Source organism: Vibrio sp. L85 (genome assembly GCF_963871815.1).
Classification (GTDB): domain Bacteria; phylum Pseudomonadota; class Gammaproteobacteria; order Enterobacterales; family Vibrionaceae; genus Vibrio; species Vibrio harveyi.
In genome coordinates this window covers 22,270-36,538 of the sequence record NZ_CAWMYL010000019.1, presented here as the reverse complement: position 1 = coordinate 36,538, position 14,269 = coordinate 22,270, and the positions used below count along the sequence as shown (strand labels likewise).

15 protein-coding genes are annotated in these 14,269 nt (G+C 43.5%); 12 read left to right on the top strand and 3 right to left on the bottom strand.

The window, feature by feature from the left end:
* Window positions 1-2: 2 nt before the first annotated feature.
* Window positions 3-614, bottom strand: coding sequence for a flavin reductase family protein (locus AACR11_RS03265; RefSeq protein WP_029791104.1), 612 nt, complete (start codon window positions 612-614; stop codon window positions 3-5).
* Between the two features lie 735 nt (window positions 615-1,349).
* On the opposite strand from AACR11_RS03265, the gene AACR11_RS03260 reads away from it, so the two are divergent.
* The 8 genes from AACR11_RS03260 (at window position 1,350) to purT (ending at window position 9,676) form a co-directional block, all read left to right on the top strand.
* Window positions 1,350-2,045: an NAD(P)H-binding protein gene (locus AACR11_RS03260; protein ID WP_079324572.1), complete on the top strand. Its 696-nt coding sequence runs from the start codon at window positions 1,350-1,352 to the stop codon at window positions 2,043-2,045.
* Window positions 2,046-2,239: 194 nt separating this feature from the next.
* Entirely contained in the window at window positions 2,240-3,613 is a 1,374-nt protein-coding gene (locus tag AACR11_RS03255) for an L-cystine transporter (RefSeq protein WP_029791108.1), read from the top strand.
* A 221-nt stretch (window positions 3,614-3,834) separates the two neighbouring features.
* Window positions 3,835-4,515, top strand: coding sequence for a DUF1826 domain-containing protein (locus tag AACR11_RS03250; RefSeq protein WP_029791109.1), 681 nt, complete (start codon window positions 3,835-3,837; stop codon window positions 4,513-4,515).
* A 161-nt stretch (window positions 4,516-4,676) separates the two neighbouring features.
* Window positions 4,677-6,098 carry an exodeoxyribonuclease I gene (sbcB, locus tag AACR11_RS03245; protein ID WP_049535861.1) on the top strand — a complete coding sequence of 474 codons (1,422 nt, stop codon included), beginning with the start codon at window positions 4,677-4,679 and terminating at the stop codon, window positions 6,096-6,098.
* A 58-nt stretch (window positions 6,099-6,156) separates the two neighbouring features.
* Window positions 6,157-6,531, top strand: coding sequence for a CidA/LrgA family protein (locus AACR11_RS03240; protein WP_005445537.1), 375 nt, complete (start codon window positions 6,157-6,159; stop codon window positions 6,529-6,531).
* Window position 6,532: 1 nt separating this feature from the next.
* Window positions 6,533-7,210, top strand: a complete 678-nt coding sequence (locus AACR11_RS03235) for an LrgB family protein (protein ID WP_005445538.1) — start codon at window positions 6,533-6,535, stop codon at window positions 7,208-7,210.
* A gap of 255 nt (window positions 7,211-7,465) precedes the next feature.
* Complete coding sequence (gene cdd / locus AACR11_RS03230) at window positions 7,466-8,353, top strand: cytidine deaminase (protein WP_029791112.1); 888 nt, start codon at window positions 7,466-7,468, stop codon at window positions 8,351-8,353.
* Window positions 8,354-8,500: 147 nt separating this feature from the next.
* Entirely contained in the window at window positions 8,501-9,676 is a 1,176-nt protein-coding gene (purT, locus tag AACR11_RS03225; RefSeq protein WP_029791114.1) for a formate-dependent phosphoribosylglycinamide formyltransferase, read from the top strand.
* 76 nt (window positions 9,677-9,752) lie between these two features.
* Here purT and AACR11_RS03220 read toward each other — a convergent pair whose 3' ends face one another.
* Window positions 9,753-10,403, bottom strand: coding sequence for a thiopurine S-methyltransferase (locus tag AACR11_RS03220; RefSeq protein ID WP_029791116.1), 651 nt, complete (start codon window positions 10,401-10,403; stop codon window positions 9,753-9,755).
* Window positions 10,404-10,739: 336 nt separating this feature from the next.
* Here AACR11_RS03220 and AACR11_RS03215 point away from each other — a divergent pair, with 336 nt between their 5' ends.
* Window positions 10,740-11,513 (top strand): phosphoribosylglycinamide formyltransferase, encoded by a 774-nt coding sequence (locus AACR11_RS03215; protein ID WP_029791118.1) that lies wholly within the window; start codon window positions 10,740-10,742, stop codon window positions 11,511-11,513.
* Window positions 11,514-11,656: 143 nt separating this feature from the next.
* On the opposite strand, the gene ihfA is transcribed toward AACR11_RS03215, so the two are convergent.
* The gene (ihfA, locus tag AACR11_RS03210; protein ID WP_005445544.1) at window positions 11,657-11,953 is read right to left on the bottom strand and encodes an integration host factor subunit alpha; all 297 of its coding nucleotides are present in this window, start codon (window positions 11,951-11,953) and stop codon (window positions 11,657-11,659) included.
* A 526-nt stretch (window positions 11,954-12,479) separates the two neighbouring features.
* Between ihfA and AACR11_RS03205 the strand changes: the two genes are divergently transcribed.
* From AACR11_RS03205 to AACR11_RS03195, 3 genes are all read left to right on the top strand, one after another.
* Entirely contained in the window at window positions 12,480-13,358 is an 879-nt protein-coding gene (locus AACR11_RS03205) for an AEC family transporter (RefSeq protein WP_009697364.1), read from the top strand.
* 182 nt (window positions 13,359-13,540) lie between these two features.
* Entirely contained in the window at window positions 13,541-13,780 is a 240-nt protein-coding gene (locus AACR11_RS03200) for a hypothetical protein (RefSeq protein WP_009697363.1), read from the top strand.
* A gap of 21 nt (window positions 13,781-13,801) precedes the next feature.
* Window positions 13,802-14,002, top strand: coding sequence for a hypothetical protein (locus tag AACR11_RS03195; protein ID WP_223295719.1), 201 nt, complete (start codon window positions 13,802-13,804; stop codon window positions 14,000-14,002).
* Window positions 14,003-14,269: the final 267 nt, after the last annotated feature.

Genomic DNA, 14,269 nt, shown 5'->3' with positions numbered 1-14,269 from the left:
CTTTATTTTGGACGAGCGACAGAAAAAGTTTTTTCTAACGTGGCGTATTCATTACCGCCCAACCGAGCCAATGGGTCTACAGCTAAGGCATCAACTTTTAAACGGTCACCCTCCATGGATATGACCCGCTCATCGACATAAATGTGTTCAATCTCTGCAAAGATTAAACTTTGCGGTGTCTCCCCCATCTCTATCACTTCGTGCAACTTACAGCCGAATGCAATTGGCGCGCCCTCTAAGCGTGGTAATTCGAAACCTTGGAAATCAACCGTCTCAAGTTGAGTCGTCTCCAACTCAGATTTCCCATGTTCTAAGGTGGCAGAGGATAAAGTGACTTTATCCGCGAGATCACTTGGTGCAATATGGATAACCAACTTACCAGTTTCTAATGCATTTCGCGTGGTGTCTTTGATGTCCCCATTGGGCTTTTTTCCCACAGAAATCATCAATAAAGGTGGACGGCTGGAGACCGCAGTAAAGTAGGAAAATGGCGCTAAATTGAAGTTTTGCTCACCTGAGTCTGTTAGCACCCAAGCGATTGGGCGAGGAATGACAGTTTGAGTCATCAAATGGTACACCTGCGTTGGCGCAAGCGTACTGAGATCTATGTTCATACGACGTCCTTGGTCTTAGAAAACCGCGAGAGAAATGAGACTCCCGACAAATTGAGAGAACAAGTGTACCCCTCTCCCGTGCAATTTCATCTGATTTTCTCTTTTTGACAGCGCTTTTTGTCAATTCGACAGTCATATTGATAAAAATATTATTTCAACCTGCTCATTTAGCGTTAGAAGAAAAACAAAGTCGAGCAATGAAACCACATATGTAAACAAGAGAACCTTTCTTTTAAGAGGTAAGACCGAAAGTCAGCCCACCTATCGAAACAGGTATATATAACTGAATAATAAATAATTTTAATTTCCATTCGTCGATTTAAAATGATTTTTTGCTCCTTATAGGGTTGTTAGATTAGTTCCGATTTACCCACAACATTCCAATGTTGGCACGAGTGATGCTATTTAGATCTTGTCCCCGACAATAAAGAGTGAGAAATCATGTTTGCCAATCAAAGTCGTCGCCCTGCTAAGAAAGGCAAGCCCAATAAACAACGCCCATCGCGGCAATCCATACCCTTATCATTCTCCTAGGAAAAAAGACCCGTTCGTCCCGCGGGTCTTTTTATTTGCGGGTATTTTATTTGCTTAGCTTTCTATACCTAAGTAACCTTGAGATGCTAGGTTCACTGAGTTCGATTGATTAAATGTCATACATTAGCTACCTGACTGCAGCTTCGTGGAAGAAATGCGCTACAATAGCCTAAGCACTTGTTCTTAAACAGGAAGGATACAATGGGCAACGATTCAAATGCATGTGTGATTATTGCAGGTGGTACAGGTCTTGTAGGGAAAGAAGTCATGGCTAAACTTGTCTCACAGCCTAGCATCGAAACGCTATATTCTCTCTCCCGCCGAACGATCACTGGTATCGAGGATCCAAATAACAAAATTGTCCCATTGTTAGACGCGGCGCTCACAATCCACGATTGGGACGATCAGCAACCGATTCCACGCGTCGGTTTTATTTGTCTCGGCACCACATTAAAACAAGCTGGCAGCAAAGATGCTCTGCGAAAAATCGACGTCGAATTGGTATGTAAAGTTGCTCAACAAATGAAGATGATCGGTGTAAAACGCATCGCTGTGGTTTCGAGTCTAGGCGCAAAAGCGTCTTCTTCATCCCATTATCTAGCTTGCAAAGGACATATGGAAAAAAATATCGAGAGGATGAGCTTTGAAGAAGTGGTGTTCGCAAGGCCCGGACCTCTGGTCGGACAGCGAGAAAATCCTCGTACGGATGAAAAGGTTGTTCAGACACTTTCTAAGGTAATTCGTCCGCTTATGCTTGGTAAATTGGCGAACTTTATACCCGTTCATGCTCAAGACGTAGCCAAAGCGATGATTTATCAAGTTTTCAGCTATCAAGAAGAAAAAGTCATTTATTTGCATAGAAAGGATATGCTTTATCTCATTAGGTACTATGATTGAAAAATTTCGCCTAAATATTACGCTAAATCAGTCATCAACGAGAGTCGAGTCGCATTTTTATATTCATTTTAGATCTATCTAATACCTGTTTATCATTTTTAAAGTTATACCCCACTCGGTATCTTACCCAACCAGTATATAGCTCCGTATAAAATTTAATCAGCACTTCTTATGCCGATTACTAAGGTAAGATTATGAATTTCGCAGTGGTTGCTTCTCTGGCGGTGTTTATCGCCATATTAATGTTCCTTTTTAACCAACAACAAAAACAAAACACACTCTCGCGTTTGGTTTTAATTGGCTTGGTTACGGGCTCTCTTTTCGGTCTTGGACTGCAACTTATTCATGGCGAAGGCAGCGATGTCATTGGACAAACACTTGAATGGGTCGGCATAGTCGGCAGCGGTTATGTTGGTCTCCTTAAAATGGTGATTATGCCTTTGGTATTGATTTCCATGATTTCCGCCGTTGTAAAGCTAGAGAAAGGCGGTTCGCTGGGTAAGATCTCTGGTCTAACGATTTCTGTTTTGCTGGTAACAACAGCCATTGCTGCCATGATCGGTATTCTTGTTACGACTACATTTGGTTTGTCTGCCGCTGGATTAACTGAAGGTGCACGTGAAACGGCTCGTATTGCCGTATTAGAGAGTCGAGTAGGATCAGTAAGCGACCTAACGATTCCTCAGATGTTAGTAAGCTTTATTCCAACTAACCCGTTTGCCGATCTTACAGGGGCTCGTTCTACATCGATCATTGCTGTGGTTATCTTTGGTGTTTTAGTAGGTATCGCTGCACGTAAAGTGATGGCAGAAAAAGAAGAGTTGGAATCTCCAATTCGTACTTTTGTGGAAGCGGCACAATCCGTGGTTATGCGCCTGGTTAAGATGATCATGGCATTAACGCCTTATGGTATTGCTGCCCTTATGGCGAAAGTGGTCGCAACATCAAGTGCTGCCGACATTTTTAATTTGCTTGGCTTTATTGTTGCGTCTTACGTTGCAATTGCACTGATGTTCCTTGTTCATGGTCTACTTGTTTCTTTTGTCGGCGTTAGCCCTGCTGAGTACTTTAAAAAGATTTGGCCAGTACTGACATTTGCATTCACGTCACGCAGTTCAGCGGCAACGATTCCACTTAACGTTGAAGCACAAATCACCAAGCTAAACGTACCACCAGCAATTGCGAACTTGTCAGCGTCTTTCGGTGCCACTATTGGTCAGAACGGCTGTGCAGGTATCTACCCAGCAATGCTTGCGGTAATGGTAGCGCCAACAATGGGTATCGATCCTCTAGACATCAACTTTATTCTGTCACTGATTGCCATCATCACGATTAGCTCATTTGGTATTGCCGGTGTCGGCGGCGGCGCAACCTTTGCTGCCCTGATTGTACTGCCTGCGATGGGCTTGCCTGTGACAATCGCAGCGCTACTGATCTCTATCGAGCCACTAATTGATATGGCGCGAACTGCACTTAATGTCTCTGGTGCAATGACTGCAGGTACCATTACCAGCCGATTGTTGAAATCCACCAACGACAATGGACAGTTAGAAGAACAAAAAGCGTAGCTGTTCTCAAAAAATAACTCTCAGTTTGAGCCGATGGTTTCTCCATCGGCTTTTTTGTATTTAAGCGCACCAAAGTGAAGAGTCATCCCCTTCCTATCTTCTCCAATTAATGCCTTACTCCCTACTCGCTAACTGTCTAAACTGATTTATTGAGCAGTGTTGTTATGATATAACATTTCACAAATATCAAAATGAACACAGATAACATCGGAGGTAATGTCATGAGTTCAACTTTAATCGAGTCCACTTCAACTGAGGCTCTTGAATGCACACTTCGAGCGCCGTGTTTCAGTTCAGGCGAAGAGCCAACTGTGTTAGCGAACATCTATCAAGAAGACATCAATATCGCAATCTGGCGGCGACAATTCGATCAACCGCTTGCCGATGCCACGAATCGGTTCATCACCTCCCACCCTAACTTCAATAAATCGCTGAATGTATCTCCTGAAAATGCTTATGAAGTACTGCAATACGCAACCGATGGGCAGGCGCCGGATGTGTTGTTGAGAAATATCGTGGAGTTAGTCGACATGTTTTGCTATTTGTTTGAGTTAGAAGACGCAGGAGTGCGCCTAGCGACACTCAATAGCGCGATGTGTCCCCGTTTTCACGTTGATCAAGTCCCCTGCCGCCTAGTCACTACCTACCAAGGCATTGCGACTCAATGGATTGCTAATGACGTACTTGATCGCTCAAAGCTCGGTCGCGGTAGTCATGGGCTTTCGGATGCAGAATCCGGCTTATACAGAGCAGAATCAGACATCAGGCACCTTTCTGTTGGTGACGTTGCACTGCTAAAAGGTGAGCGTTGGATCGGAAATGAAAACAAAGGGCTGGTTCATCGCTCGCCTAGTATCCAATCGAATCAAGCTCGTTTGTTGCTCACCCTTGATTTTGGCTAATAAAAATCAGCGATTGTCCAAGCATTAACCAAATAAAAAACTTCAAGCCGAAAGTGACACTTCGGCTTTTTCATTTTCACAACGTCACATTGCATCTTTCGTTGCGAGTCAAGGCGTTGAATGGTCTAATACTCCTATCGGTTCCGTAAACGGTAAGCAGAATGCACCAAGACAATCAGCCCACTTTTTTCTTTTTCGATTACGAGACTTGGGGAACAAGTCCAGCCAAAGACCGCCCAAGCCAGTTTGCTGGCGTTCGCACTGATGAAAACTTCAATATCATTGGTGAACCTTTGGTGATGTACTGTCGTCCACCTGCTGATTACCTTCCTTCGCCAGAAGCAGCTTTGATCACTGGTATTACACCACAAAAAGCAATGCAAGAAGGCTTACCTGAACCTGAGTTTATTGCCAAAATTCATGCCGAATTGTCTAAACCAAAGACGACTAGCCTTGGCTACAACAGCATACGTTTTGATGATGAAGTCACTCGTTACACTTGCTACCGAAACTTCATCGATCCATACGCATGGAGCTGGCAAAACGGCAACTCACGATGGGATTTGCTTGACGTGATGCGAGCATGTCATGCCCTGCGTCCTGAAGGCGTAGAATGGCCAGAGAACGATGAAGGCTTTACAAGCTTCAAGCTAGAGCATTTATCCGTAGCGAATGGCATTGAACACAGCAATGCTCACGATGCGATGGCCGACGTGATTGCCACGATTGAAATGGCGAAGAAAGTTAAAGCCGCCCAACCTAAGCTATTTGACTACTTTTTCTCGATGCGTAACAAGCGCAAACTCAATGAGCTGGTTGATATTGTCAATATGACTCCGTTGATGCATGTATCAGGCATGCTTGGGCGTGAATGCCAATACACAAGCTGGATTGTGCCTGTGGCTTGGCACCCAACCAACAACAACGCCGTCATCACGATTGATTTAGCCAAAGATCCTCAGCCTATCCTTGAGCTTTCAGCAGAAGAGTTAAAAGAGCGTTTGTACACCAAACGTGAAGAACTAGGTGACTTACTGCCTGTCCCCGTGAAGCTCGTGCATCTGAATAAGTGCCCTATTCTTGCTCCAGCAAAAACGTTAACCGCGGAAAATGCGGAAGTCATTGGTATTGACCGCCAACAATGTTTAAACAATTTAGCGTTGTTGCGCCAACACCCAGAGATCCGAGAGAAGCTGATTAGTCTATTCTCTATAGAACGTGAATTCGAAAAGAGTAATGACGTTGATACGCAGCTTTACGATGGGTTTTTCTCACCTGCTGATCGTGCTGCGATGGACATCATTCGTGAAACCGATCCGAATAACTTAGCTGCACTGGATATTGAATTCGATGATAAACGAATCAAGCCATTGCTTTTCCGTTACCGTGCTCGCCATTATGCAGGCACATTAGATGAACAAGAACAAAGACGCTGGGCACAACATTGTCGTGAAGTTTTCGAAAGTCAGATTGAAGAGTACATGATGAATTTAGAAAACTTAGTTCACGAACATGAAAGTGACGAAAAGAAGATAGCAATATTAAAATCCGTCTATCGTTATGTAGAGAGCCTAGCCTCCTAATTTCTTACCTTGTTCAAGCGCACCTTCGGGTGTGCTTGTTGTTTTATATGCTGTCAAAATGATAAAAGATCGATTACTACAGCTGATCCATTTGCTCATCTCCCTCGCACTCATCATGGGAGCACTTGGTATCGGCAACACCATTCAAAAATTCATTGGCATTTCTGTTCCAGGAAGTGTCATCGGGATGCTTGTGCTGTTTTTCTCAATGACCCTTGGCTTAGTCAAAGTGGAATGGGTTAAGCCAGGTGCAACCCTATTCATCCGCTATATGATCCTGCTATTCGTGCCTATCAGCGTGGGTCTGATGCAACACTTCGATATGCTACTGGCTAACGCGCTGCCAATTATTGCGAGTGCAGTAGGCGGCTCACTGATCGTATTGGTCAGCTTGGCATGGTTCTTAGATTACTTACTGAAGGAGAAGCACTAGTATGTGGTTACTTGTCACTATTGTGGTTTTCCTTGCCGCACGCCAAATCGCAATCAAGGTGAACAATCCGATTGCTAACCCGCTTTTGATCAGTATCGCGGTATTAATCCCGTTGCTAACCTTTTTGAAAGTGCCATTTGAAACATACTACGCTGACAACGAATACATCAGCTTTTTACTTCAACCCGCCGTTGTTGCGCTGGCATATCCACTTTATGAACAACTGCCTCAAATCAAAGCCAATTGGCGCATTATCACTCTGGCTTGCACGTTAGGTAGTGTTATGTCCATGCTTACCGCTACGCTCATTGCGGTGGCATTTAAAGCTGACATTAGCTTAATAGCCAGCTTGGTTGGTAAGTCTGTGACGACCCCTATCGCGATGGAAATCTCTAGCCACTTAGGCGGAGAAGCAGCTGTTGCGGCAATTTTAGTGCTTATTGTGGGTTTGTTTGGTGCCATCCTCGCGTACCCGATCTTCAATATCATTGGTATTAAGCATCCAATTGCGCGCGGTCTAACAATGGGTACTGTTTCTCACGCTCTCGGCACCGCAACATGTGCTGAGAAACAACCGGGAGACGCAGCGTTCTCATCTCTTGCATTGGTGCTTTGTGGCATCATCACCTCAATTCTCGCGCCAAGCTTCTTTGCTTTGGCGGTTTGGTTATACCAATAATAACCTCAATGACCTGCTTTGCTATCAAGTGAGCAGGTCATAATCTCCTCTAGAAAATTCGCAGTATGAATATACGTTGATATAGTTATTAGTGGGACAGAGATAACGTTAAATCTTAGTGAAATCGAATACATGTGTGAGCTCACTCTAATTATGTAACGTAAATTATCATTACACACATTAACGTGATCTAAAGCACAGAACATTTCCACCTTTCACATAGAATAACTGTCCATGCAATAACAAGGATTCAACATGAAAAGTCGCATTGAACAGGCGCTAGCAAGCGCTCCTGAAGCACTTTCAACACCTCTTGCTCCTATCGTCCTTTCTGACGATTTTGATGCCACTATTTCTGAGCAACAGTTTGAAGCGCTACTAAACGCTACCAATCTTTCTGATAAAGAGCTTCGTGTTGCTCTACTTCCTTTTGCCGCTGCGTTTTCTTACGCACCGATTTCTGAATTCTATGTAGGCGCGATTGTTCGTGGTCTATCTGGTCGCCTTTACTTCGGTGCGAACATGGAGTTTTTTGGTGTTCAGTTAGGTCAAACTGTTCATGCTGAACAATGCGCGATTAGCCATGCTTGGATGAAAGGCGAACGTGGTGTTAAAGATATCACCATTAACTACAGCCCTTGTGGTCACTGTCGTCAGTTCATGAATGAACTAACTACGGCGAAAGAATTAAAGATCCAATTGCCAGAGCGTGAAGAAAAATCGCTACACGACTATCTTCCTGAAGCATTCGGTCCTGCTGATCTTGGTATCCAGTCAGGTCTAATGGCAGAAGTGAAACACGAGTTTGCTTGCGATGACAACGACACTCTGATCCAAAAAGCAGTTACTGCTATGAACATCAGTCACGCTCCATACACTAACAACTTAAGTGGCATTGCTCTTGAGATGAATAGTGGTCGTGTATTCCAAGGTGCTTACGCAGAAAACGCAGCGTTCAACCCTAGCCTTCCGCCACTTCAGGTTGCCTTAATTCAAATCCTGATGGCAAGCGAGCAGTTTGAAGACATCAAAGCCGCAGCACTAGTGGAGAACTCACAGGGTAAGATCAGCCACCTAGCCGATACTCAATCAACACTAGAGGCACTGAACCCAGATATTCCAGTGAGTTTTGTTAACATTTAACTCACAATGCTCTTATGAGAGAGGCTCTGCATGACGCAGGGCCTTTTTTATTGTTTAAAATCACACGCAAACGTTTGCTTCATTCGCAAAAATCAGTATGATCCCCTGCAAATTCGCTTCCACCACTTTATTTTGTAAGGGAACACTATGTTTGGTACTGCTACTAGCACTCATGCTACCCGCGTATTACTTCTGGGCTCTGGCGAGCTTGGTAAAGAAGTAGCAATTGAATGTCAACGTCTTGGTTTAGAAGTGATCGCGTGTGACCGTTATGCTGACGCACCAGCAATGCAAGTCGCTCATCGCAGCTACGTCATCGATATGCTTGATGGCAAAGCATTAGAAGAAATCATCAAGAAAGAGCAACCTGCTTATGTGGTTCCGGAAATTGAAGCTATCGCAACAGACAAATTAGTTGAGCTAGAAGAAAAAGGCGTGAACGTCGTTCCGACAGCGAAAGCAACTAAGTTGACTATGAACCGCGAGGGCATCCGTCGTCTTGCAGCTGAAGAGCTAAGCTTAACGACTTCTCCTTATCAGTTTGCAGATAACTTTGATAACTTTAAAGCGGCAGTTGAGCACGTTGGTATCCCTTGTGTAGTAAAACCTGTGATGAGTTCGTCTGGTAAAGGACAAAGCGTCATCAAAACAGAACAAGATGTGCAAGCAGCGTGGGAGTATGCGCAAGAAGGCGGTCGTACTGGTGCTGGTCGTGTGATCGTCGAAGGCTTTATTGACTTCGACTATGAAATTACGCTGCTGACAGTACGAGCGAAAGATGGCGTCCATTTCTGCGCACCAATTGGACATCGTCAAGAAGATGGTGACTACCGAGAGTCGTGGCAACCACAAGCAATGTCAGATACTGCGATTAAAGCAGCAGAATACACAGCGGAGAAAGTCGTAAATGCGCTCGGTGGTTACGGCATCTTCGGTGTAGAGCTGTTCGTGAAAGGTGATAAAGTAATTTTCAACGAAGTTTCACCTCGTCCACACGACACTGGCATGGTAACTATGATTTCTCAGGAAATGTCTGAGTTTGCTCTGCATGTTCGTGCGTTCACTGGCATGCCAATCAACAGTATCATTCAATACGGCCCGTCCGCGTCAGCTGTCATCCTAGGGCAAGGTACATCAACAGATATTCGCTTTGATAATCTTGCCAATGCCCTGGCTCAACCACAAACTCAAGTTCGTTTGTTTGGTAAGCCTGAAATCGATGGTCGCCGTCGTTTAGGCGTTGTTCTAACGCGTCGTAAGACTATCGAAGATTCGATTAAAGATGCAGTGAATAGCGCTTCTAAAGTACAGATCGTTTACTGATTTCACTAGTTCGCTCCAAGAAACAAAAAGCGCAGCCCAATTGGCTGCGCTTTTTATTTGTATAAACTCGGTTACCCTATTCACTTTCAATTAAATACACTTCTTCAGAGAAGTGACTCAGACCCTTTTTGGCAATTTTAGGGTGATTATCATCGGCTTGATCTACGTTTAAGCATGTGATCTTATAACCGGAAAATAACTGTTCAATCTCTTCTACAGGAACACTAAAAGGAGGTCCTGCCATCTCTTCTTGCGGGTAGTTCAACGTGACCAACAAGATACGACCGCCAGGATTTAGCAATTGCTTAACACGAGCAGCATATTCTGCTCGCATCTCTTTAGGAAGAGCCACTAACGCAGCGCGATCGTAAATGATATCGGCTTTAGATACTGGGGCGGTAAAGAAATCACCCGTATAAATCGACAGCTCATCAAACTGATATAACTCGTGCATACCATTAACAGGCGTTACCGTTGGTGTGTAAAAATGCTCAGCAAAAAACGCTCTTACCGCAATTTGGCTTAGCTCAACGCCCTGAACTTCGTCGTGTTTGGTCGCTAACCAAATCAAATCCTCTGACTTACCACACAGAGGCACCAAAACTTTATCATCATGCTTTGCAGCCGTATGTTGCCAAAATGCAGGCAATAGTGGGTTCACGTCTTCTAGATGAAAACCAATTTGGTTACTGGCCCATTTATTGTGCCAAAATTCTTGATCTCTCATGATTCTTCTACTTGTCGGCTGATAGTGGATTCGAGCTTTGCGCTTCACTTTTGTGGGCTAAGACTAATGATTTTTTCAAATTTGTCTATGCCGTTCATCTTTGGTTAATGCTGCAATGTTAGTATGGCTAACGTTCAAGAAGGAACCCTTCCTTGTTCTGATGGTCAGAATAAAGGAAAGCAAAATGGTGATCTAGAACACGATTCCACCATAAGGTTGAAAATCAACCTTGGAATCTATCGTAGAGACCCCATTAACTAGGTAGTACCTGATTTGCGAATCTTAGTGACCTTTTCGTTACCCATTTTCTAAGTGCAAGCAAGTTAAGGAGAGTGAATGAGCTTATTTCTACGTACTACGGCATTGATGCTATTAGTACTAAGCCGTGCGCCGGCTTTCGCCGCACTTCCAAATGTCCCGAGTAACGAGCAAGACCGTTCTGCTAGCCAAAACGAAGTTTGCTCAAAATTGTTTAAACATAGCCTTAGTGGTTTGTATGGCATTCAGTCAATCGACTCCAAACCAACACAGCCTTATTCAGATTTCGACGTACTTTACAGCAAAGCTCACCAAGCGCAGTTTGAGCTAGAAACCATCTGTAAGAGTACTGCCCTTCTCACTGACGCACATCCTTATTTTGCTGGCGTTAAATCTCAGCACCGCGCCGAAGAGAAAATCGCCCACGAACTTGACGGTCAAGTAGAACGTATCACCGACTTAGCCCGTGCAACTATCGTTGCAAATGACGTAGCAAGCTTGGTGTCGGTATATGAAACGTTAGAGCGCGAAACAACCATTGTTAAAGTAAAAAACCGCTTTAAAAAACCAACGGCTTCTGGTTATCGTGATCTCAACTTGTTGGTCCGTTTACCAAAAACCAACCTAATTGCTGAAGTCCAATTGCATCTAAAAGCGATTGCTGATGTAAAAAGTGGTCCGGAGCATGATTTGTACGAGCAAATTCAGAAACTGGAACGTCAAGCTCTGGTTGAAGGTCGTAACCTAAATGATATCGAGATGGCATCAATTCGTAACATGCGTACTCAATCTAAAAACTTGTATCAAGAGGCTTGGCATCCTTACCTAACGACGCACCTAGAAGCAGCCTAAACAAACAGTATTTTAAAAACTGATTCCCTGAATACTGAAAAACCACCGCAATTGCGGTGGTTTTTATTTGTTCTTTAGTCAGTAATGAAAGCCACAAACAAAAAGACCACGACAAAGCGTGGTCTCATTCCATGTTACATGGCTTACTGGTCGGTCTTTAGGTTCTCTACGCGAGCTTTCAACTTCTGACCCGGGCGGAACGTAACGACACGTCGAGCAGTAATAGGAATATCTTCGCCAGTTTTCGGGTTACGACCAGGTCGTTCATTCTTGTCACGAAGGTCAAAGTTACCAAAACCTGACAGTTTTACCTGTTCGCCACTTTCTAGTGCCTTACGAATCTCTTCAAAGAACACTTCCACCGTTTCCTTGGCGTCCCGTTTACTAAATCCCAATTTATCAAACAGGTTTTCTGCAAGTTCGGCTTTTGTGAGCGCCATAAAACTTTCCTCAAAGCTATGTTAAACAATGCTACCTTAGTGTAGCGCCAGAGCAGTTTTACCCTACCAATTCAACAACATATCGGGGTTACATCAGGAAGTGTATGCCAAGCTTATGATTTTCGCCAACTTTTTTCTTTGCTAATATACGGAATGTTGCACCACGCAGATAGTTTACCCACCACCATTTCCAGATTTTCCTTTAATTCCCTCTCCAATGGCAAAAATATCCAGTTCAAATTACTAGATTTGAAACTCAAAACAACATTAATCACTATTTAATAAAAATGTCAGATACTGGCTACTTTACAAACAATTGACACAAAACTTCTTACCTTTTCAGTAAGTTGAGTACGTTTGAAAATAGATCTGGTCGGTCCTATTTAGCAGACTTGTTATTCAGATATAGCGTGACACTAGGAGCATGAAAGCTTGAACAGCGACAAAATTCTATTGATTGCTCCATGACGGTTAACTGAAAGGTTGTTACTGTTTATCCCTGTTTTCACCACGCGAAAGAGCCGCCATGTTGCACCAAGTCATCAGTATCTTATTTCCCGTCTTTGTCTTGGTTTGCGTAGGTTACTTAGTTGGTCGATGCCTCAAGCCCGATTTTCGCCCAATCAATCGCATCAATATGGATGTGTTTACTCCGGCACTGGTATTTTCTTCTCTTGTCGGTATGCCACTAAGCATGGGGCAAGTCCCCTTGCTACTAGCCGCGCTTATTGCTGTCGTAGTACCTGGCATTGTGATGGTTCCCATCGCGAAGTTTTGCGGATTATCATTCAAAGCATGGGCTCCACCACACATGTTTCGAAACAGCGGTAACTTAGCGATACCGCTGTTTACTTACACCTTCGGGGAAATCGCTCTTCCCTCCGCAGTATTGCTTTTTGTCGTTTCAGCATGCCTACATATAAGCCTTGGCGTCATGCTACTGAGTAATGGCAATCCGCTTAAACAAATCGTCAAAATGCCGATCTTCTTATCCGCTTTGCTCGCGTTGCTTATCAACATTTCTGGTATTGGTATTTGGTCTCCTCTTTTTGAAGCGACCACATTACTTGGGCAAGCCGCCGTCCCAGTTATGTTGTTATCATTGGGAGCACAAATGTGCCATTTAAGATGGGATGGTCTTCGAGTGGGTCTTTGGTGCACACTTCAATCACTCGGTACCGGAGCACTCGCCTTTGCCTTAATCTATACCTTGATACCATTGCCAATCATGCAATTACAGATGATGGTGTTGTTTACCATGTTGCCACCAGCTGTAATGAACTACTTGTTTGCTGAACGACTCAATATCGAACCTCTGAACGTTGCTTCTATGGTCTTGTTTGGCAACTTTTTAAGCATTATTACTCTACCGCTGCTACTAACGTTTGCTTTATCACTTGCTTGAACCATGCCTCCACATAATCCATCAACATCAAGCAACGTTTAACAAATCACAACGTAACGCTTCAAATTTGAAATCTAATTTTTAACAATAAATTCACCTTATCTAGCCTTTATACCTCGCTTTTTGAGTGTTTTATCTATTAGCCTGAACCCTCCGCAAATTTACAAAGGAGTTGTAATTTTATGGATAAGACATGCCGTGTGATTTTTCTCGGTGGTGCTCATCACTTAGAGGAAATCACAACAACACTCAACACAATCAAATTTACACCAACAGTGTGCTTTGGCGATGACGAATACGTTCTACTCCCAAAAGGAGTTGGTAATTCACCTAGAAACTTCATTTATGTGCACTCCACTTTGACAGATGAAGAACAAAATGAACTGATTCAATTAATCGAAATTCCGATGAAAAATAAATAGAGGCTTAATGGAGGACAGATAATGTACGAAGTTATTTTTATTGGCGGTGAGAGCCATGGTGAAAATATTTCCCTCAACTCTCTACCCTTAACGGTAGATAAAAATGGAGAAAAATATTCTTTATTTGGCTTAACAGACCCTAACTATGACAAACCTTACAAAATATACTGTACGAAGTATTCAATCGCAGAACGGTATATTCCTCAAATTGTTAAAGTCTAATTTATTGGTGGTCATTGGGATCGAGAATTTGAACACAGAATTCTGGGGTGGATACCTACAAGGGTGAACCGAACTCGTGAGGTCCTCGATAATCTAATAACCAATTCCTATGAATTAGTCACTCAGTTTTCCGACGGGAAGACCGTCCACGCATACGCCTCTGAAGATGTTCCAGAAGTATTTTTAAATGAAAGAATGCAAGCATTGCTCAAAGGAGATTGAAGCAAATTTTATCGCTGACATTGTTTATTTAACAAATTCGCAATC

Excerpts from the sequence above, each read along its gene's own strand:
- AACR11_RS03235 (WP_005445538.1), top strand. The coding sequence starts at position 6,533 with ATGTGGTTACTTGTCACTATTGTGGTTTTCCTTGCCGCACGCCAAATC.
- AACR11_RS03250 (WP_029791109.1), top strand. The coding sequence starts at position 3,835 with ATGAGTTCAACTTTAATCGAGTCCACTTCAACTGAGGCTCTTGAATGC.
- AACR11_RS03265 (WP_029791104.1), bottom strand. The coding sequence starts at position 614 with ATGAACATAGATCTCAGTACGCTTGCGCCAACGCAGGTGTACCATTTG.
- AACR11_RS03220 (WP_029791116.1), bottom strand. The coding sequence starts at position 10,403 with ATGAGAGATCAAGAATTTTGGCACAATAAATGGGCCAGTAACCAAATT.
- AACR11_RS03255 (WP_029791108.1), top strand. The coding sequence starts at position 2,240 with ATGAATTTCGCAGTGGTTGCTTCTCTGGCGGTGTTTATCGCCATATTA.
- sbcB (WP_049535861.1), top strand. The coding sequence starts at position 4,677 with ATGCACCAAGACAATCAGCCCACTTTTTTCTTTTTCGATTACGAGACT.
- AACR11_RS03200 (WP_009697363.1), top strand. The coding sequence starts at position 13,541 with ATGGATAAGACATGCCGTGTGATTTTTCTCGGTGGTGCTCATCACTTA.
- AACR11_RS03260 (WP_079324572.1), top strand. The coding sequence starts at position 1,350 with ATGGGCAACGATTCAAATGCATGTGTGATTATTGCAGGTGGTACAGGT.
- AACR11_RS03240 (WP_005445537.1), top strand. The coding sequence starts at position 6,157 with ATGATAAAAGATCGATTACTACAGCTGATCCATTTGCTCATCTCCCTC.
- AACR11_RS03205 (WP_009697364.1), top strand. The coding sequence starts at position 12,480 with ATGTTGCACCAAGTCATCAGTATCTTATTTCCCGTCTTTGTCTTGGTT.
- ihfA (WP_005445544.1), bottom strand. The coding sequence starts at position 11,953 with ATGGCGCTCACAAAAGCCGAACTTGCAGAAAACCTGTTTGATAAATTG.
- purT (WP_029791114.1), top strand. The coding sequence starts at position 8,501 with ATGTTTGGTACTGCTACTAGCACTCATGCTACCCGCGTATTACTTCTG.
- cdd (WP_029791112.1), top strand. The coding sequence starts at position 7,466 with ATGAAAAGTCGCATTGAACAGGCGCTAGCAAGCGCTCCTGAAGCACTT.
- AACR11_RS03215 (WP_029791118.1), top strand. The coding sequence starts at position 10,740 with ATGAGCTTATTTCTACGTACTACGGCATTGATGCTATTAGTACTAAGC.
- AACR11_RS03195 (WP_223295719.1), top strand. The coding sequence starts at position 13,802 with ATGTACGAAGTTATTTTTATTGGCGGTGAGAGCCATGGTGAAAATATT.